The organism is Streptomyces tauricus (assembly GCF_014650955.1).
GTDB lineage: Bacteria > Actinomycetota > Actinomycetes > Streptomycetales > Streptomycetaceae > Streptomyces > Streptomyces tauricus.
This window is the reverse complement of sequence record NZ_BMVY01000019.1, coordinates 55,092-73,122: the sequence shown is the minus strand read 5'-3', so window position 1 is coordinate 73,122 and position 18,031 is coordinate 55,092. Positions and strand designations below refer to the sequence as shown.

Here is an 18,031-nt window from a genome sequence, read left to right as displayed (position 1 = left end):
GTGAGGGGCCGGAGCGGGGCTTGCGTGAGAAGGTAATGACCGACGGTCAGTCAGTCAACGCGACATGACCGACAGTCGGTCGACTCCCGGACAGAGAGGGCGAACTGATGACACCGGCAGCCACACGACGCAAACGGGTCGCCAGGAGTCCCGAGGACCGCAGGGCCGCGCTGGTGAGGGGCGCGGCGAAGGTCTTCCGGGAGAAGGGCTTCGCGGCGGCGACGATCGCGGAGCTGGCGGAGGCGGGCGAGGTCGCCAAGGGCACCTTCTATCTGTACTTCGACTCCAAGGACCAGTTGCTGGGCGCGATCTGGGAGGAGTACGTCGACGGGTTCCTGCGGGCCACCCGGGAGCGGCTGGAGGAGAGCGAGGACTGGTGGCCGACCCTGGACCGGCTGCTGCGCGCCCTCGTGGAGCACGCCGTGGAGAACGCGGCCCTGCACCGCATCGTCTACGGCTCGGCGAACGCCAAGGCCCTGGAACTGTGCCGGAGTTCGAACCGGCGGGTGGTGGACCTGGTCGGCGACTTCGTCGAACGCGGCGCACGGGCGGGGGCGTTCGAGGCGTGCGATCCACGGCTGGTGTGCCGGATGCTGTTCTACGCGGCGGACGGCCTGCTCGACGACATGATCAGCCGCGGTGAGGACATCGACCCGGAGGCGGTCGTGACGGCGGTACGGGAACTGACGCACCGGGGCCTCGGCGGGCCGCCCGAGCACTCGGGAGCGGCACCCGCCGCCCCCTGACCGCGGTCGGGCCGCGGACGGGTCGCGGACGGGCTGCGGACGGACCCTGGATCTCAGCCCCGTGTCAGCGGCGTCTCAGCGGCACGCGGCAGCATCGGACTCGTAAAGGTTCCGCGGAATCCACGGATCGCACGGATCGCGCGGATCTCACCAATTCCACGGATCCACCGGGAGAGGTGCCCGCAGCGGCCCAACGGGGTGCCGGCGTCAGCCGGTTCGGGTGCAAGCCCACGCAGGTTCGAATCCTGCCCTCTCCGCCCGTTCCTGTCGTACGCCGCCCGTCTCTGTCGTACGCCGCCCGACCCTGTCGTCCCCCTGTCGTCGATCGCGTCGGAGAGTCCGCCGATGAGCGTTCCCAAGTCCGTTCTCCTCGTGGTCAATCCGGCCGCCGGGTCGTACTCCGCCGACGTCACCGCCGAGGCGCTGCGGCTGGTCCGGGAGGCCGGTCCCGCCGTCGATCTGCTCCTGACACGGCATCCCGGCCACGCCCGCGCGCTCGCCAGGGCGGCCACCGGTCCCGGCGGCCCCGATGTACTGGTGTCGCTGGGCGGCGACGGCACCGCGCACGAGCTGATGACGGGCCTGGCCGGCTCCCCCGGGCACCCGGCCCTGCTGGTCCTGCCCGGGGGCAGCGGCAACTCCCTCTACCGGGAGCTCTGGTCGGACCGCCCCTGGCAGTCGGTCCTGGAGACCGCCCTGTCCGCACCCCACGTACGGCAGGTCGACCTGATCCGGGTTGCGGAGACCCGTGGCACCGCGCTGCTGGGCGCCTCGACCGGCCTCGCGGCCCAGACGCTGAACCCGGCCCGTGGGAACGCGGCACGGGGCCGCGACCGCTACGAGAAGGCGCTGCTCGACGCCCTGCGCACCGGGTTCCCGCCCTATCCCGGCCGGGTGACCGTGGACGGCGCCGAGGTTCACTCCGGCGACACGGTCTGCGCCAACGTGGGCGGCGGCCGCTACCGGGCCGGCCGTTTCATGGCCTGTCCGCACTCCGTCCTGGACGACGGCCTCCTCGACGTCTGTGTCGCGGGCACCGCCCTGCCCACCCCCGAACTGCTGCGACTGGCGCGCGAGGGACACCATGTGGGCCGCGAGGGTGTGGTCTACGCCCGTGGCCGCCGGGTCGTCCTGGAACGCACCGACGGCCGCCCGCTGCTCTTCGAGTACGACGGCGACCTGGTCCGCTCCGGTGACGCCACGCGGTACACGCTGGACGTCGTCCCACGCGCCCTGCGGGTCCTGGCGGCCGGCGCTTCTCACCGCGCGGAAATATCACAGGACCGGACCCATGAAACGCCCCGAAAAGCAAGCACGCAGATCACGTGATACTTGTCACCCGAATTTTGCGGTAATTGTGGACCGTCTCCGACCGCTCGGGCGGGTGTACCTTTATGAGCGGAAAGTGGAATGACGAGAATGTGAGGTTTCCGAGGGCCCAGCGGTCCTGGTTCACGTTGGTTGACATTGCTTGAGTGTGCACGGGGACCGAGGCCCGGGAAGAGATGCTGAACGCGATGGAGACAGACCACCAGGAGCAGCCGGCCCTCGCGCTGTCTCCGGACGACGAGTCCGACGCCCCTGAACCCGTGCTCACGTCCGACGGCGCCTCCGTCGACCAGGTGCGCGACTACCTGAAGGTGATCAGCCGGGTCCGCCTGCTCACCGCCGCGCAGGAGGTGGATCTCGCGAGACGGATCGAGGCCGGCCTGTTCGCCCAGCGCAAGCTGGGCGAGGAGCGCGGTCTCGACCCCCTGTTCCGGCGGGAGCTGACCGCGGTCGCCGAGGACGGTCTGCGGGCGAAGTCGCACCTCACGGAGGCGAACCTCCGGCTGGTCGTGTCCATAGCCAAGCGCTACACACGCCGCGGGTTGAACTTCCTGGACCTGATCCAGGAGGGCAACACGGGCCTGATCCGGGCCGTCGAGAAGTTCGACTACGTCAAGGGATTCAAGTTCTCGACGTACGCGACCTGGTGGATCCGGCAGGCGATTTCCCGGGCCCTGGCCGATCAGAGCCGCACCATCCGCATTCCGGTCCACGCGGTGGAAGCGATCAACAAAGTGGCCAGGCTTCGTCGGGAATTGCTGCAGGAACTGGGTGTCGAGCCCACGGTGGAACTGATCGCGGAGAAATTGGATCTCCCCGTCTCGAAGATCCTGGAACTCGACACCTACATCAAGGAACCCGTCTCGCTGCATATGCCACTGGGCGAGGAGGGCGGCACCGAACTCGGTGACGTGATCGAGGACAGCGAAAGTGTCTCCCCGTTCGACGCGGTGTCGTTCCGCCTCCTCAGGGACACCATTCAGACCGTCCTCTCCCATATGACTCCGCGCGAGGCGGGCATCATCACCCTCCGCTACGGGCTGCTGGACGGCCAGGCCAAGACGCTGGAGGAGATCGGCCAGGTCTACGGGGTCACCCGTGAGCGGATCCGGCAGATCGAGTCCAAGACGATGTCGAAGCTGCGCCACCCCTCGCGCTCGCAGGCGCTGCAGGACTACGTGGGCCTGAGCTGAGCCCGCGGCGGGGCACTGGGCCCCGCCGCCCGCTCACCTCAGCCGCCCCCTCACCGCCGTCGCCACTCCGCCGCCAGCAGTTCGTACGAGCGGACGCGGTCGGCGTGGTCGTGGGTGATGGTCGTGATCAGCAGTTCGTCGGCGCCGGTGGCCTCGGCCAGTTGTTCCAGTTGGCTCGCGACCCGGCCCGGCGTGCCGACGAACTGGGTGTCGATCCGGTCCTGGACCAGCGCCCGGTCCGCGTCGGTCCAGACATGGGCGCGGGCCTCGTCAGGGGTGGGGAAGGGGATCGCGCCCTCGGCCGTGCGGATGCTGCGGACCCAGGGCCCGTATCCGGCGGCCAGTTCACGGGCGCGCTCGTCGTCCTCGGCGACCACCACGTCGGCCGAGACGCTCACATACGGCTTGTCGAGTACGTCGGAGGGCTGGAACGCGGCCCGGTACGCGTCCACCGCCTCCAGTACGGTCCCGGGGCTGACGTGGTAGTTCGCCGCGAACCGCAGACCGCCCCGGCCCGCGACCTCGGCGCTCTCGCCGCCGCTGCTGCCCAGGATCCACACCTGGACGTCGGCGCCCTCGCCCGGGACCACATGGGCCTCGATACCGTCCGCCGACCGGTAGGTGCCCGCCAGCAGCGCGAGGATGTCGTCGATCTGCTCGCCGTACTCCTGCGACTCGGCGTTCGGCTGCTTGAGCAGTTTCAGCTGGAGAGCCACCCGGGGTGAGCCGAGCAGGTGCGCGAAGGAGAACTTCGGCGGGATCAGCAGGCCGTTGGGCGCCCGGCCGTCCACGACCGGGGTCGCGTCCGGCAGCGGTTCCACGGGTCCGCCGGGCGGCCTGCCGCCGGAGCGGCCCAGGCCCAGGTCGAGGCGCCCGGGATGCAGCGCGTCGATCAGCCCGAACTCCTCCACCGTGGACAGGGCGGTGCGGTGGCCCAGTTGTACGGCTCCGGAGCCGAGCCGGATCGTCGAGGTCGCGGACGCCGTGAGCGCGAGCACGACCGCCGGGGAGGTCCCGGCGACTCCGGGGTTGAGGTGGTGCTCGGCGAACCAGTAGCGGGAGAAGCCGAGTTGTTCGCTCCGCCGGGCCAGGTCGATGGAGTTGCGCAGCGCGTCGGCCGCCGTGGAGCCGGACGACACCGGGACGAGGTCGAGGACGCCGAGAGGGATGTCTGACATGTGCGGGGGTTCTCCTCAGCGGTCGGCGGCGGGTACCGGCGTGGGTCCGGACAGCACCGGGCCCCAGGGGAACGGCGGGTCGGGGATCTCGCGGCGCAGCACCGGGGCGATCGCCGACTGGAAGAGGGCGAGCGAGTCGCGGTGCTGAGTGTCCGTCAGACCGTTCGCGTCCGCGTGGAGATGGAGGACGGTGTGGCCGAACCGCTCGTGGTAGCGGTGCACTTTGTCGATGATCTGCTGCGGGCTGCCGATCAGGGCCGAGCTGCGCTCCACGAAGTCGTCCAGGGTGGGGAAGACCGGTTCGAGGCCGAGCCGCTTCTGGAACGCCAACTGCCCTTCGAAGACGGGCCGGTAGGCGCTGATCGCCCCCTGTGACGTACGGGCCGCGTAGTAGCCCGCGGTACCGGCGCCGACGACGATACGGGCCGGGTCGTGGCCGTGGTGTTCCCAGCGTTCGCGGTAGTACCGGATCAACTCGGCGTACGGCTCGATGGGGTTGGAGACGTTCGCCGAGAAGAGCGGGTCCCCGTAGCGGGCGGCGAGGTCCACGGACTCCTTGCTCGTGGCGCTGCCGTGCCAGACGCGGACGGGCTGTTGCAGCGGTCTTGGCCACACCTCCGCTTCCACCAGTTCGGGGCGGAAGCGGGTCGCGGCACTCACCTTGTCCTGCCGCCAGAGCTTGCGGAACACCTCGTAGCTCTCGGCGTTGCGGTCCCACTGGTCCTCGGGCGTGACGTGGAACAGGTCGCGCTGGGCGGCGCCGTTGCCCTTGCCGATGATCAGTTCGAGGCGCCCGCCGGACAGGTGGTCCAGGGTCGCGTAGTCCTCGTACGCGCGGACCGGGTCGAGGAGGCTGAGGGTGGTCACCGCCGTGAAAAGGCGGATCCGGGAGGTGAGGGCGGCGATGTGGCTGAGGACGACGGGCGGCGAGGAGGAGATGAAGGGGCGCTCGTGCCGCTCCCCCACACCGAACCCGTCGAAGCCCAACTCCTCGGCCAGCAGGGCGTTGTCGAGCACTTCGCGGAAGCGGGCGGCGGTGGACTTCTGGACGCCGGTCACCGGGTCCGGCGCGTGCACGATCAGGGTGATCGCCAGGAACTTCACGAGGCGACCGCCCGCTCGCCCCGCTCCGGGGTGCCGGGCCGGGCGGCGGGCTCGGCCAGTCCCAGGTGGTCGCGCAGGGTCGTGCCCTCGTACTCCGTGCGGAAGACGCCGCGCTCCTGGAGCAGCGGGACGACCGTGTCGGCGAAGACGTCGAGGCCGCCGGGGGTGATGTGCGGGACGAGGATGAAGCCGTCGCTGGCGTCGGCCTGCACGAACTCGTTGATGGTGGTCGCGACCGTCTCGGCCGAGCCGACGAACGCCTGGCGGTTGCCCGTCTCGATGACCAGGTCACGGATGGACCAGTTGTTGGCGGCGGCCAGCTCCCGCCACTCGCGGGCGGTGGCCAGCGGGTCGCGGTACATGCGCACCTGGGCCCGGCCGCGCGCCAGGGTGTGCTCGCCGAGGTCGGGGTCGATGTCGGGCAGCGGTCCGTCCGGGTCGTACGCGGACAGGTCGCGGTTCCAGACGAACTCTAGGTGCTTGAGCGCGGTCGCCCCGCTGACCTGCTGGCGGCGCACCTCGCGGGCCAGCTCGGCGGCCTCGGCGTCCGTGTCGCCCAGGACGAAGGTCGCGGCGGGCAGGATCAGCAGCTGGTCGTGGGTCCGGCCGTGGCGGGCCAGGCGGCCCTTGACGTCCGTGTAGAAGGCCTGGCCCTCCTTGAGGGTGGCGTACCGGCTGAAGATCGCGTCGGCTCCGGCGGCGGCGAACTCGCGGCCCTCCTCGGAGTCCCCGGCCTGGAAGATGACCGGGCGGCCCTGCGGGGAGGCGGGGACGTTGAACTGTCCCTCGATGTCGAAGTGCTGTCCCTGGTGGACGAAGGCGCCGGCCTTGGCGTCGCTGAGGAACGTGCCGGTTGTCCGGTCGGCGACGATCTCGTCCCCGCGCCAGGAGTCGAAGAGTTCGTTCGCGGTGGCCAGGAACTCCTTGGCGCGGGAGTAGCGCTCCTCCTGCGGGAGGAAGCCGCCGCGGCGGAAGTTCTCGCCGGTGAAGGCGTCCCAGGAGGTGACGACGTTCCAGGCGGCGCGGCCGTCGGAGAGGTGGTCGAGGCTCGCGAACTGCCGTGCCACCTCGTAGGGCTCGTTGAAGGTGGAGTTGATGGTGCCGGTCAGGCCGAGTCGTTCGGTGACGGCGGCGAGCGCGGACAGGATCGTGAAGGTGTCGGGCCGTCCGACGACGTCCAGGTCGTAGATCTTGCCACCCTGTTCGCGCAGGCGCAGACCCTCGGCGAGGAACAGGAAGTCGAACTTGGCGCGTTCGGCGGTGCGCGCGAAGTGCGCGAAGGAGCTGAACTCGATGTGGCTGCCGGCCTGGGGGTCGCTCCACACCGTGGTGTTGTTGACGCCGGGGAAGTGGGCCGCGAGGTGGATCTGCTTGACGGGCTTGCGGGGCTCGCTCATGTTCGTGGGTCCTTCCGGCTCAGGCGGTGGTGACGGCGGCGGCGGCCTCGGGGGCGATGGCCCCGGAGGCGGCGGCGTAGCGGTTGGCCGGGCGTTCGAGTCCGAGCAGCCCGCGCAGGGTGTCGGCCTCGTACGCGTGCCGGAAGACGCCCCGGCGCTGGAGTTCGGGGACCAGGCCCCGGGTGATCGCCGGGAGGTCGTGGCCGACGACGGCGGGGCGCAGCCGGAAACCGGTCAGTCCGGCCTCGCTCAACTCCTGCAGCAGGTCCGCCAGTTGGGACGGGGAGCCGGTGAAGATCCGGGCGTCGCTCGTGTACGGGTAGCCCGCGAGGCCGTCGAGCCGCTCCTTGCGGGCCGCGGCCTCGGCGGGGTCGCCGTCCAGGAGGACGACCAGATCGCCGAAGAGGTGCAGGGGCTCCCCCGCCCGCCCGGCCGCGTCCTGTTCGGCGCGCACCGCGGCGACGATCGTCCGGGCCTGTCCGGTGTCGTGCGGGGTGACGAACCCGAGGTCGGCGGAGCGGCCCAGCAGCCGGAACGGGGCACCGGTCACCGTGTCGTGGGCGAGCGCCCCGACGGGCGGCTGGCCCTGCGGCGGCCTGGGCGTGATCGACGGCCCCTTGACGCTGAAGTGCGCGCCCTCGAAGTCGATGTAGTGCAGCTTGTCCCGGTCGACGAAGCGGCCGGTGGCGACATCCCGGATCTCGGCGTCGTCCTCCCAGCTGTCCCACAGCCGCCGCACCGCTTCGACGTAGTCGGCCGCCTCGTCGAAGAGGTCGAGTGTCAACTCCTGGACGGCGGGGCTCTCCAACTCCTCGATGCGGAACGAGGGGACCGTACGGCGGCCGAAGTGCGCGGCCTCGTTGCGGCGGGCCGACACCTGGACCCGTACGCCCGCACGGCCGGTGCTCACATAGTCCAGCGTGGCGATCGCCTTCGATATGTGGAAGGGCTCCGTGTGGGTGGCCACCACGGTCGGCAGCAGACCTATGTGGCTGGTCAGTGGCGCGACCCGGGCGGCGATGAGGACGGCGTCGAGCCGGCCGCGTACCTGGTCGGTCCGTCCGTCGGGTTCGGTGAAGTGCGAGGACTGGAGGCCGAGAGCGTCCTCGATGGTCACGAAGTCGAGCAGGCCGCGTTCGGCCTCGGTGACGAGGTCCGTCCAGTAACCGGCGGTGAGCAGGTCGCGGGGGCGGGCCACCGGTTCGCGCCACGCGGCGGGATGCCAGCCGGCTCCGTCGAGCGCGACGGCGAGCCGCAGCGCGGAGGAGGAGGGCTGGGCGGGGGAAGAGGGCAGGGCGGAAGAAGGTACTGACGACACGACGGAGGTGCCTTCCTGATCGACCGTGGAGGAAGCCGGCCCTCACCACGGGAGGGCGGGGCCGCGGAGGTACGGGTCAGGGACGACAGAGCGCGCCGGCGACGCGCAGCAGGTCGATGTGCTGTCGCGAGTACAGGCGTACGCGGCGGCGCGGAGAGAGCTTCGGGACACGGAGGCGGGGCACCGGGTGCGGTCGCACGTGCGTCTCCTCCGTCCTGTCGTCCTGTCCGTCCTGCGGCCCGGCGGACGCGGGTCCGTCCGGCCTCGGTCGCCGTCACGGTCCCGGTGGCGGGCACCGTCTGCTCGTCGACGCACACAACAGTACGGCCGAGCCTTTTCTTCCGACAGCCTCGAAATTGATCTGCCCACGTGCTGAGACGCCGTCTCGTCCCTTCTTGACGACCTCACTCAGCGCACCGACACTTGCGGGGACGGTCACGATTGTCAGCGCCCGTCGGACGGGTTTTTTCCCGTCCGTGCGGTCATCGGCCCCGGCCCGCTGACAGGCAACCCTTCCACCGCGACGGGGTGCCCCGGGTGACGACCGGGTTCCGCCGGTGGGGCGGGACAAGCGTGGTCTCGCCTCGTGCGAGCCCCGACCGGGACGGGTGGGAATTGCCCAGGAACGGCTTGACGAGGCGACTGCACATCGATCTGTTGCGCGTCTCCAGCGCTTACTAGTCCACTGCCATCCGTCCGGTCCGCTCGACCCGGACCGTCGGACGTGCACGACACAGCGCAGTCACTCCGTTTCGCCACTGGTGCCCACAAGGCGGCCAGGGCTTCCGCGATTCCCTCTGGAGAGCCATGCCCGAGACAGTTTCCCGCGGTGCGAGCACAGGTACCTTCGCGACGGCGGCACGTACGCCCGTCACCGGCATGCCCGCCTGCGGCACGGTCGCACCGAGCGCGACCGCGCGTCCGCACCGTTTCCGCGGCCGCATAGGCGTCGGCCTCGCCGGCGGCTTCTACCCGGCGCCGCACCGCTATCAGCTGTATCTGTCCGAAGGCTGTCAGCGTTCGCTGCGCGTCTCGATCACCCTCGCCCTGCTGGGACTTGAGAACTCGACGGCCACCACCGTGCTGACCCGTCCCGCCGAGACACCGGACGCCTTCGCCTCGCTGCGCCGGGCCTACGAGGCGACCTGGCACCACTACGACGGCCCGCTCACCGCGCCCGCCCTGTGCGACCGGTGGAGCGGACGTGTCGTCAGCAACCACACGCCCGACATCCTGCGCGACCTCGCCGACCTCGCGGAACGCGCCGAACTCCACGACGACGAAGGGTCCGGCGTGCCCGCGCTGCGACCGCCGGCCCTCGCCGCGGAGATCGACGCCCTGCGTGAACTCCTCGCCCGGGACGTCACACCGGCCTCCCCGTCCCACGCCCGGGCGGCGACCCTGACCCTGCTCGACCACCAACTGGCTTGCAGCCCCTATGTGTTGGGGGACGCCATCACGGCCGCCGACGTGGACCTCTGGGTGGCGCTCACCCACCTGGGGACGGCCGACGACGCCCTGTCTTCGTACCTCCATCTGGATCGGTACGTCCGGCGGCTCGGCCTGCACCCGGCCTTCTCCGGCACCGGGCAGGCGAGGCGTTAGAGGGCGGCCCGGCGGCCGTTGCGAACACGGTGTTTCCGTTCTGCGAACAGGAGGCCCGGGCCGACGACACACCTCACCCACCGGTGTGAGCATGTGCGCATGATCAGGGAGAAGGCCAGAAAAGAGGCCGGGGAAGAAGTCGGAACAGCGGCCGGGGAGGAAGTCCTCGCCGTCCGTCGGGAGCCGGCGGTCCGCTGGGTGACCGAGGAGTGGGACGCCCCGGCCCCGGCGCGGCTGCGGGAGCAGATGTCCGCCGAACTGGCCCCGCGCTACGCGCCGGTCGAGCACCGGCGCGTACGTGCGCCGCAGCCCGCGGCCGAGGAGATCGTCGTCACCTGGGTCGCCTACGCCGACGCAGTGCCGGTGGCCACCGCCTCGCTGCGCAGGCTGCCCAACCGGCACGAGGTGAAGCGCGTGTTCGTGCACGCCCAGCACCGCGGCCGGGGTCTGGCGCGAGCGGCCCTCGCGGCGGTGGAGTCGACCGCGCTGGACCTCGGCGTCGACCGGCTGTGGCTGCAGACGGGCGCGCTCCAGCCGGAGGCCCGGGCTCTCTACGCGCGGGAGGGCTGGGAGGAGGTGCGGCCGTACGCCCCGTACGACCGCAATCCGTTCAGCGTCTGCTTCACCAAGGTGTTGATACAGCCTGCGGAGACGCCGCAGTCGCGCTGAGCCCTGAGCACTGTGCCCTGTGCCCGCAACGCGGGCTTATGCGGGGCGGATCACGCTGTGGATCGCCGCCTCACCGGCCCAGTAGATCGACTCCTCGCGGATGGCGACGCCCGGGCTCGGTGCGTGGATCATCATGCCGTTGCCCGTGGCGATACCGACGTGGCCGACCTGTCCGCTGAAGAGGACCAGGTCACCGGGGTGGATGTCCGAGACGGGGACCATCGTGCCGGCGGTCGCCTGGTCCTGGACGGAACGCGGGAGCGCGACTCCGGCGACCTTCCAGGCGGCCTGCGTGAGACTGGAGCAGTCGTACGAGCCCGGCCCCATCGAACCCCATACGCACGGTTTGCCGATCTGAGCGCGGGCGAACTCGACGGCTCTGGCGCCCTTCCCGCCGTACCCGGAGTCGGGCGCGGCATACGTGGGCGCGGCGTAGGCGGACGTGTCGTAGGAGTCGTACGAGGCGGCGGGTGCGGCGGCGGGCACGCCGTATCCGGGGTTGGCCGCACTCTGCATGTCGAGGGCGACGCCCATGGCGATGGGCGTGCTCGCGTCGACGTACAGGCCCGTGTCGGTCTGCTGGGCGGCGGTGTACTGGGCACCGGCGTACTGGTCGACTCCGAGGTACACGCCGTCGCCGATGCTCCGGTCGGCGGCGACACCGGCTCCCGTGCCGGGCAGGGCGGGGTACATGGCCGTACCGGCGTACATGTCCGTGCCCGCGCGCATGTCCGTGCCGAGGGCGGTCTGCTGCCAAGCGTCCACGCCTGTCCCGGCCGCGCGGTAGTTCTGCTCCTGGGCGGCAGGGCCCCAGGCGCCCTCGACCGCCTGGAAGGGCCGCAGTTCCGCGACGGGCGCGCTGCGCCGGGCCGCGTGTCCGGCCAGCAGGTCGCGGGCCTGTCCGAGCTTGCGCTGGTTCCGCTGCTTCGAAGTCCTCAGGGTCGCCTGCGACGGTCCGCCGGACGGCCCGGGCAAGGCCTTCTCGGCCGCCTGGCGCTGGGCCGGAACGGCCGGCAGCGCGGCGACGGGTCCCGCGGTCAACTCGGCGACGGGCCGCGCGGTCAGTTCCGCGACCGGTCCTGCGCCACCTCCGGCACCGGGGCCGGCGCTCGGGCCGGCGGTCAGTTCCAGGACGGGCTTGTCGGAACCCTCACGTCCGCCGCGTGCCTCACGGCCACCGCCGCCCGGACGGCCGCCCGCGTCGGCGGGCCGGGACCTGTCCGCACCCCGGTCCGGCGTCCGGTCGGGCGGCAGCACCGCCGGGAAGACGGGGCCGAGCTGCGAGCGGCCCACGTCGAACCACTGCTTCGCGACGTCCGGCAGCGGAGCGGCGGCGTCGGCGGATCCGCCCCGGCCGCCCCTGTCCCCGGAGGCCGGCCTGACCGTGTCGCGCGTCGCCGTGCTCATCGCACGGGTCACGTTGAAGTTTCCTGTGGCGTTCTCGACCCGGTCGTAGAGGTTGGTGATCCGCTGCTGCACTTCCTCGCGGCTGGGTTCGTCGCTCCGCTGGGCGGGAATGCCCGCAGAGGCGAACTGGTCTCCGGAAGCGGGGGCCGCCTTCACGAGGGCGGAGCGGGACATGCCGGGGAGGCCGGAGCCTCCGGGGCGCTGCGTTCGTTCCGGCGCGATGGGAGACGACTCCTTCCGTGCACCGCCTGCCGGGTCGGCTGTGGGGTTCGGGCGGACTGCTCCGAAAGGCATGCCCTACGACCTCTGTCCGCTGGACAGTTGGGCCGATTCACCCTGCAAGTCGACTGGACCTCCGGCTCCGGCCGCCACGAGGGCCTGTCGGATTCGGCGGAGACCGCGCGACCCGGCGAGGTTCACCGGAGGGAGTCGTACGGCCCAGCCGTCAACTTAGCCAACTTGTGTGTCTCGCGTGAAGATTGAAGTGCGAAGTGTCCGATATGTAATTGTGACCTTCGTCGTACCCGAAGGTGACCTTCGGCCTTTGACCACCTCACCGCGACCGGTCCGTCACGCGCGGTTCACCCGGGCCCAGTCGTGCGCGGACAGGTCGAGAAGTTCCTCGATCTTCACACGGTCGGGCAACGGGCCGTGATCGCCGGTCACTTGGAGTGCCGAGCCGGCCGTGATGTGTCCGAGCCGCAGGGCGCGCTCCAGGCCGGCGCCCCGCAGCAGACCGGTCAGAAACCCGGCGGCGAAGGCGTCTCCCGCGCCCACCGGCTCCACCACATCCGTACGCAGGGCGGGCACGGTCCAGGAGCCGTCCTCCCCGAAGACGGTGACTGTCCGGCCGCCGTCCTTGACGACGAGGAGACGAGGATGCGGCAACAGCGCCCGTACGCCGTCCGGTTCGAGGTCGGCGTCCCAGAGGTCCTGTGCCTCGTCGAGCCCGACGAAGGTGATGTCGGCGCGGTCGGCCAGGTCGCGCAGTGCGGGGGCGGCCGTGCCGGGCGGCCACAGCGCCGGGCGGTGGTTGACGTCGAAGCTGATGGCGTACGGGCGTTCGTCGGGCGGGGTGGCGAGCGCCTCCTCCACCAGGCTCCGGCAGGACGGGGACAGGGCCGGGGTGATCCCGGTGAGGTGGACGACGGAGGCGGACCGCAGCCTGTCGTCCTTCAGCACCTCGGGGCCCAGGGCCGAGGCCGCCGAGCCTCCTCGGTAGTAGTGGACGCGGGTACGGGCGGCGGCGGGCTCCTTCACGAGCAGGCCCGTGGGCCGGTCCGGGTCGTGCCGCACTCCGCCGACGTCGACACCGGCCGCACCGACCGTGGCGCGCACCCGCCGGCCCAACGCGTCGTCGCCCAGCGCCGAGAGCCAGGAGACGGGGATGCCGAGGTCGGCCAGATACATCGCCACGTTCGACTCGGCCCCGGCCACCGACACCCGCAGGTCCTCGGCGCTCTCCAGGGACTCGGCCGGGGCGGGGGCGAGCGCGGCCATGGTCTCCCCGACGCAGACCACCGGTCCTTCGCGGGGCCGCCAGGCGGCGCGGGGCGCGGACGCGCTGTTCATGCACTCTGCCTCTTCCTCTCCCTCTCCCTCTCCCCCTGCCTCTGCCTCGGGTGCGGGGTGGCCGGCGTTCGCGGCTTGCGACGCCGTCCGCGATACGGCGTCGGTCATGACGCGTCTTCCTGCGCCACGGAGGCGACGGCGGCATCGACGGTGACGGTGTCCTCGTTCGCCACGGCGAGGAACGCCCGCGCGCGGTCCCGCAGCGCGGTCAGGCTGCCGCCGTCGGCCGCGTCCCCGATCAGCGGTGAGCCGACGCCGACGGCGGTCGCCCCGGCCGCCAGATACGCCCGGGCGGCGGCCCCGTCGACGCCGCCCACCGGCACGAACAGCTCGTCCGGAAACGGGCCGCGCAGGGCCTTGAGGTAGCCGGGGCCGCCGGCCTGGGCGGCGGGGAAGATCTTCAGGGCGGCGGCGCCGAGGGTCCGCGCGGCCAGGATCTCGGTCGGGGTCATCACCCCTGCCAGGACCGGCAGTCCGAGTTCGCGTGCCGCGGTGACGCCGTCCCCGAGCGCGGGGGTGACGGCGAAGTCCGCGCCGGCCTGCCGGGCGGCGTGGGCGTCGGCGGCGGTCAGGACCGTACCGGCGCCGAGGGGGCGGTCGGGGCCGAGCGCCTCGCGGGCCCGTTCGATGACCGACAGGGCGTCCTTGCCGCTGAGGGACACCTCGATCAGCTCGATCCCTTCCTCGGCCAGGGCCAGCACGGTGCGTACCGCCGCTTCCGGGTCGTCGCCGCGCACGATCGCGACCAGGCGGTGGGCGGTGAGGGCCGCGCGAAGGTCCAGCAGGTCCATGCGTACTCCTTGTGGGACAGGTCGGTTCAGGCGCAGCGGCAGTTCGTGCTGAACGTCAGCCGCCACCGCACCTCGCCGGACGCGGGTACCCGGGCGGCGTCGCCGGGACCCGCCTCGGCGAGGTCGAAAACGCGGCCGAGCATGGGTTCCACGCCCGTGCTGCGGTAGGGGCGCCCGGCGGGGAAGCCGCCGAGGTTGCGCCACAGGGCGACGGACGTGGGCTGCCCGTCGGCCTCCAGGGCCGTCGACAGCCGGTCCTGGCCGTCGTGGACACAGCAGCCGGGGGCGTCCACGACGGCGCCGACCGCGGTGCCGTCGTCTGGACCGAACCGGTCCAGACGCAGTCCGCAGGGGGCGGGCCAGTCCCCTTCCACCCACGCGGCGCCCGCGGGCCACGTCCGCGCCAACAGCGGGGCCGCCTCGGGAAAGAGCCGGGTCCGCGTCCCGTCGCGGATGCGCAGGCGGGCCCGGTCGGACAGATCGAGCAGGGCATGAGCGGCCCACACGAACAGAAACCCCACGTCGGCCGTCAGCACGTAGTCGGCCGCCACGCCGTCGCCGGTGCGACGGATCGTACGACCGAGCGTGAAGCGGTCACAGCGGACGACGTACTGGTCCTCGGCCCGCTCCGGGTCCGGGGCCGAGCCCGAGGCCAAGGCCGGACCCGGGACCTGGTCCGGGACCCGGGTCCAGGGGCGGGGCCAGGCCGATCCGTGGTCGGGGGTGCCTCGGATCGTGGGGACGCATTCCTCCAGGCCGCCCGCGTCCACGAAGGCGTCGCCCGGTGAGACCCCCTCCCGCTCGGGGGCTTCGCGGTGCCACAGCCACTCCCGGCCTGCGGTCGTGCGCAGGGAGGTCCAACGGCCGCCGTGCGCCGGGTCGGTGACCACCTCCAGCGGCATGCTCACCACTCCGCGAAGGAACCGTCGGGGTGGCGCCACACCGGGTTGCGCCAGGCGTGGCCCGACCGGTCGGCCGACCGTACGGCGGCCTCGTCGACGCTGACGCCCAGGCCGGGGGCATCGCCGCGTGAGGCGTGTCCGTCGACGAACCGGAACGGCTCGGGGTCCACCAGGTACGACAACAGGTCCGCGTCCTTGTTGTAGTGGATGCCCCGACACTGCTCCTGGATAAGGAAGTTGGGGGTGGCGAAGGCGACCTGGAGGCTGGCCGCCAGGGCGATCGGACCGAGCGGGCAGTGCGGGGCGAGCTGCGCGCCGTGGGTCTCGGCGAGCGAGGCGATGCGGTGCACCTCCGAGATGCCGCCCGCGTGGGACAGGTCGGGCTGGGCGACCGCGATGCCCGCGGTGAGGACGGGCAGGAAGTCCGCGCGTCCGTAGAGGCGTTCACCCGTGGCGAGCGGGATCGGGCTCGCGGCGACGAGGCCGGCCAGCAGGTGGCCGTGCTCGGGCACGACGGGTTCCTCTACGAACAGCGGGTGCAGGGGGGCGAGTTCGGACAGAACGCGGCGGGCGCCCGCAGCCGTGAAGCGGCCGTGGAAGTCGACGGCGACATCACGGTCGGGGCCCAGTGCCTCGCGGGCCGCGGCCACCCGGCCCACGATCGCGGCGGTCTCGGCCGGGGTGGGGATCGGTGAGGTGGCCCCGGCCGCGTTCATCTTCACGGCGGTGAAGCCCGCCTCGACCTGCGCGGCTATCTGCTCGGTCAGCTCGGCGGGTTCGTCGCCGCCGACCCAGGCGTAGACCCGGACGCGGTCCCGCACGGGCCCGCCCAGCAGGGCGTGCACAGGAGCGCCGTACGTCTTCCCCGCGATGTCCCACAGGGCTTGGTCGAGACCCGCGACGGCGCTGGACAGGACCGGGCCGCCGCGGTAGAAGCCGCCCTTGGACAGCACCTGCCAGTGGTCCTGGATGCGCAACGGGTCCTGGCCGACGAGGTGTTCGGCCAGCACGTCGACGGCGGCGCGCACGACCTCGGCCCGCCCCTCGACGACCGGTTCGCCCCAGCCGACGACACCGTCGTCGGTCTCGACGCGGCAGAACAGCCAGCGGGGTGGGACCAGGAAGGTCTCGATACGGGTGATCTTCACTGGGAGCGGGAGCCTTCCGTCTCGTCGGACACGTCGGGCACATGACCGTCACCGGCGTCATCCGCGGTGCCGTCGGCGCCGCCGAGGCGGTCCAGATCGCGGCCCGCCTGGTCGAGCAGGGCCCGCATCGCGGTCTCGGCGGCCCGCGGGTCCCGGTCGCGTACGGCGTCCAGGACCGCCCGGTGCGCCGGGACCGGGTCCTCGCTGTGCGGGGAGCTGTGCACGATGCGGTCGCGGTGGGCGAGCCCCGACTCGATGACCATCTCCATGCGTTCGAGGAGTTCGTTGTGGGTGGCGGCCAGCAGGGCCCGGTGGAAGGCGAGGTCGGCCTCGACGGCGTGGGCGGCGTCGCCCCCGCCCTCCCCCATCGCGTCGAGCGCGCCGTCGAGCGCGGCCAGGTCCGCGTCGGTGCGCCGGCCTGCGGCCAGCCGCACGGCGGCCGGCTCGATGATGGCGCGCACCTCGGCGAGGTTGCGCAGCAGCGCCTCGTCGGCCTCGGAGGTGCGGCCGCCCTCGAACTGCCAGCGCAGGACGTCGACGTCGAGGAGGTTCCACTCGGCCCGGGTGCGGACGAACGTGCCGCGTTTCTGGCGGGCGTCGACCATCCCCTTCGCGGCGAGCACCTTGAGGGACTCGCGCAGAGCGGTGAGGCTCACGTCCAGCTCGCTCTGCAGCGCCACCAGGTCCAGCGTGGCCCCCTCGGGGATCTCGCCGCCCAGGATGCGGCGGGCGAGGACTTCCACGGTCTGGCCGTGCACGCCGCGGCGGGCATAGGGCGTCATGTCGTACAGCCTTTCTGCTGTGAGGGGGCTCTACCGGGAGGTGTGCGTGGTCATGCGGAGGCCTTGACGACGCTCCAGCCGCCGTCCACGACCAGGCTCGTCCCGGTGACGTAGGAGGCTTCGGCGGCGCTGAGGAAGGCGATGGCCGCGGCCACCTCCTGCGGTGTGCCGAAGCGGCGCGCCGCCGTCTCGGCGACGCTGCGTTCCCGGTCCTCGGGCGTGACCCTGTCCCAGGCGGCGGTCAGGATCGGTCCGGGCACCACGGCGTTGACGCGCACCTCGGGCCCGTACTCGACGGCGAGTTGCGCGCACAGGGACAGCAGGGCGCCCTTGGAGGCGGCGTACGCGGGATGGCCGGGGATGCCCCGGTGCGCGTGGACGGACGAGGTCAGCACCACGGCCCCCCGGCGCTCTCGCAGGTCGGGCAGGAGAGCCCGGAAGCCGAGGAAGGCGCCGGTGGTGTTGACGGCGAGCTGGCGCTGCCATGAGCCGAGGGACATCTCGTGGGCGGGCGCCACCTCGACGGTGTAGGCGTTGCTGACGAGGACGTCCACGGGCCCGAAGTCGTGGGCGGCGGCCCCGATCCGGGTCCAGTCGTCCTCCGCGGCGACGTCGGCCCGTACGAACCGGGCTCGGCCGCCGGCCTTCGTGATGCGCGCGGCGACGGTCTCGCCCCGGTCCTCGGCGAGGTCGGCGAGGACCACGGCGGCCCCCTCCTCGGCGAGGCGTTCGGCCGTGGCGGCTCCGATGCCGGAGGCCGCGCCGGTGACGACGGCCGTGCGGCCGGTGAAGCGGTCGCCGTGCCGTCGTGCGGGCTGCTCCATCGTGGGGTTCGACTCCTTCGGTGCTCTTCGTGTGCGGTGGACGGTCGGCCGACCGTCCCGGGAAGG

At 72.2% G+C, this 18,031-nt stretch carries 17 protein-coding genes, 1 tRNA gene, 1 pseudogene and 1 riboswitch; of the genes and pseudogenes, 7 read left to right on the top strand and 12 right to left on the bottom strand.

The window, feature by feature from the left end; translation table 11 throughout:
* Positions 1–107: 107 nt before the first annotated feature.
* From IE278_RS25800 to IE278_RS25785, 4 genes and pseudogenes are all read left to right on the top strand, one after another.
* The gene (locus tag IE278_RS25800; protein ID WP_189775647.1) at positions 108–746 is read left to right on the top strand and encodes a TetR/AcrR family transcriptional regulator; all 639 of its coding nucleotides are present in this window, start codon (positions 108–110) and stop codon (positions 744–746) included.
* 170 nt (positions 747–916) lie between these two features.
* Positions 917–1,003: transfer RNA gene (locus IE278_RS25795), tRNA-OTHER, on the top strand.
* Positions 1,004–1,091: 88 nt separating this feature from the next.
* Positions 1,092–2,075, top strand: coding sequence for a diacylglycerol/lipid kinase family protein (locus IE278_RS25790; protein ID WP_189775646.1), 984 nt, complete (start codon positions 1,092–1,094; stop codon positions 2,073–2,075).
* Positions 2,076–2,221: 146 nt separating this feature from the next.
* Positions 2,222–3,268: pseudogene (locus IE278_RS25785) on the top strand (RNA polymerase sigma factor); the annotation flags it as partial.
* A 50-nt stretch (positions 3,269–3,318) separates the two neighbouring features.
* On the opposite strand, the gene IE278_RS25780 reads toward IE278_RS25785, so the two are convergent.
* From IE278_RS25780 to IE278_RS43275, 5 genes are all read right to left on the bottom strand, one after another.
* Positions 3,319–4,446 (bottom strand): LLM class flavin-dependent oxidoreductase, encoded by a 1,128-nt coding sequence (locus IE278_RS25780; protein WP_189775644.1) that lies wholly within the window; start codon positions 4,444–4,446, stop codon positions 3,319–3,321.
* A gap of 15 nt (positions 4,447–4,461) precedes the next feature.
* Complete coding sequence (locus IE278_RS25775) at positions 4,462–5,550, bottom strand: LLM class flavin-dependent oxidoreductase (RefSeq protein ID WP_189775643.1); 1,089 nt, start codon at positions 5,548–5,550, stop codon at positions 4,462–4,464.
* Entirely contained in the window at positions 5,547–6,947 is a 1,401-nt protein-coding gene (locus IE278_RS25770; RefSeq protein WP_189775642.1) for an NtaA/DmoA family FMN-dependent monooxygenase, read from the bottom strand. Before IE278_RS25770 ends, IE278_RS25775 begins: the two co-directional genes overlap by 4 nt.
* A 19-nt stretch (positions 6,948–6,966) precedes the next feature.
* Positions 6,967–8,265 (bottom strand): LLM class flavin-dependent oxidoreductase, encoded by a 1,299-nt coding sequence (locus IE278_RS25765; RefSeq protein WP_246570645.1) that lies wholly within the window; start codon positions 8,263–8,265, stop codon positions 6,967–6,969.
* A gap of 76 nt (positions 8,266–8,341) precedes the next feature.
* Entirely contained in the window at positions 8,342–8,449 is a 108-nt protein-coding gene (locus IE278_RS43275) for a putative leader peptide (RefSeq protein WP_373312084.1), read from the bottom strand.
* Positions 8,450–8,698: 249 nt separating this feature from the next.
* Positions 8,699–8,845: riboswitch (SAM riboswitch) on the top strand.
* On the opposite strand from IE278_RS43275, the gene IE278_RS43270 reads away from it, so the two are divergent.
* The 3 genes from IE278_RS43270 (at position 8,803) to IE278_RS25755 (ending at position 10,539) form a co-directional block, all read left to right on the top strand.
* Positions 8,803–8,946: a putative leader peptide gene (locus tag IE278_RS43270; RefSeq protein WP_362011076.1), complete on the top strand. Its 144-nt coding sequence runs from the start codon at positions 8,803–8,805 to the stop codon at positions 8,944–8,946. It overlaps the preceding riboswitch by 43 nt.
* 126 nt (positions 8,947–9,072) lie before the next feature.
* Entirely contained in the window at positions 9,073–9,870 is a 798-nt protein-coding gene (locus IE278_RS25760) for a glutathione S-transferase family protein (protein ID WP_189775641.1), read from the top strand.
* Between the two features lie 99 nt (positions 9,871–9,969).
* On the top strand, positions 9,970–10,539 hold the full coding sequence (locus IE278_RS25755; protein ID WP_189775640.1) for a GNAT family N-acetyltransferase: 570 nt from the start codon (positions 9,970–9,972) through the stop codon (positions 10,537–10,539).
* Positions 10,540–10,575: 36 nt separating this feature from the next.
* Here IE278_RS25755 and IE278_RS42445 read toward each other — a convergent pair whose 3' ends face one another.
* From IE278_RS42445 to IE278_RS25720, 7 genes are all read right to left on the bottom strand, one after another.
* Complete coding sequence (locus tag IE278_RS42445) at positions 10,576–12,120, bottom strand: C40 family peptidase (RefSeq protein ID WP_246570643.1); 1,545 nt, start codon at positions 12,118–12,120, stop codon at positions 10,576–10,578.
* 396 nt (positions 12,121–12,516) lie between these two features.
* Positions 12,517–13,518, bottom strand: a complete 1,002-nt coding sequence (locus IE278_RS25745; RefSeq protein ID WP_189775639.1) for a sugar kinase — start codon at positions 13,516–13,518, stop codon at positions 12,517–12,519.
* 104 nt (positions 13,519–13,622) lie between these two features.
* The gene (locus IE278_RS25740; RefSeq protein WP_189775707.1) at positions 13,623–14,300 is read right to left on the bottom strand and encodes a bifunctional 4-hydroxy-2-oxoglutarate aldolase/2-dehydro-3-deoxy-phosphogluconate aldolase; all 678 of its coding nucleotides are present in this window, start codon (positions 14,298–14,300) and stop codon (positions 13,623–13,625) included.
* A 35-nt stretch (positions 14,301–14,335) separates the two neighbouring features.
* A complete protein-coding gene (locus IE278_RS25735; protein ID WP_373312082.1) occupies positions 14,336–15,211 on the bottom strand; it encodes a hypothetical protein in 876 nt (291 codons plus the stop codon).
* A gap of 2 nt (positions 15,212–15,213) precedes the next feature.
* On the bottom strand, positions 15,214–16,359 hold the full coding sequence (gene dgoD, locus IE278_RS25730; protein WP_189775637.1) for a galactonate dehydratase: 1,146 nt from the start codon (positions 16,357–16,359) through the stop codon (positions 15,214–15,216).
* Entirely contained in the window at positions 16,356–17,141 is a 786-nt protein-coding gene (locus IE278_RS25725) for a FadR/GntR family transcriptional regulator (protein ID WP_189775636.1), read from the bottom strand. Before IE278_RS25725 ends, dgoD begins: the two co-directional genes overlap by 4 nt.
* A gap of 50 nt (positions 17,142–17,191) precedes the next feature.
* Positions 17,192–17,965 (bottom strand): SDR family NAD(P)-dependent oxidoreductase, encoded by a 774-nt coding sequence (locus IE278_RS25720; protein ID WP_189775635.1) that lies wholly within the window; start codon positions 17,963–17,965, stop codon positions 17,192–17,194.
* Positions 17,966–18,031: the final 66 nt, after the last annotated feature.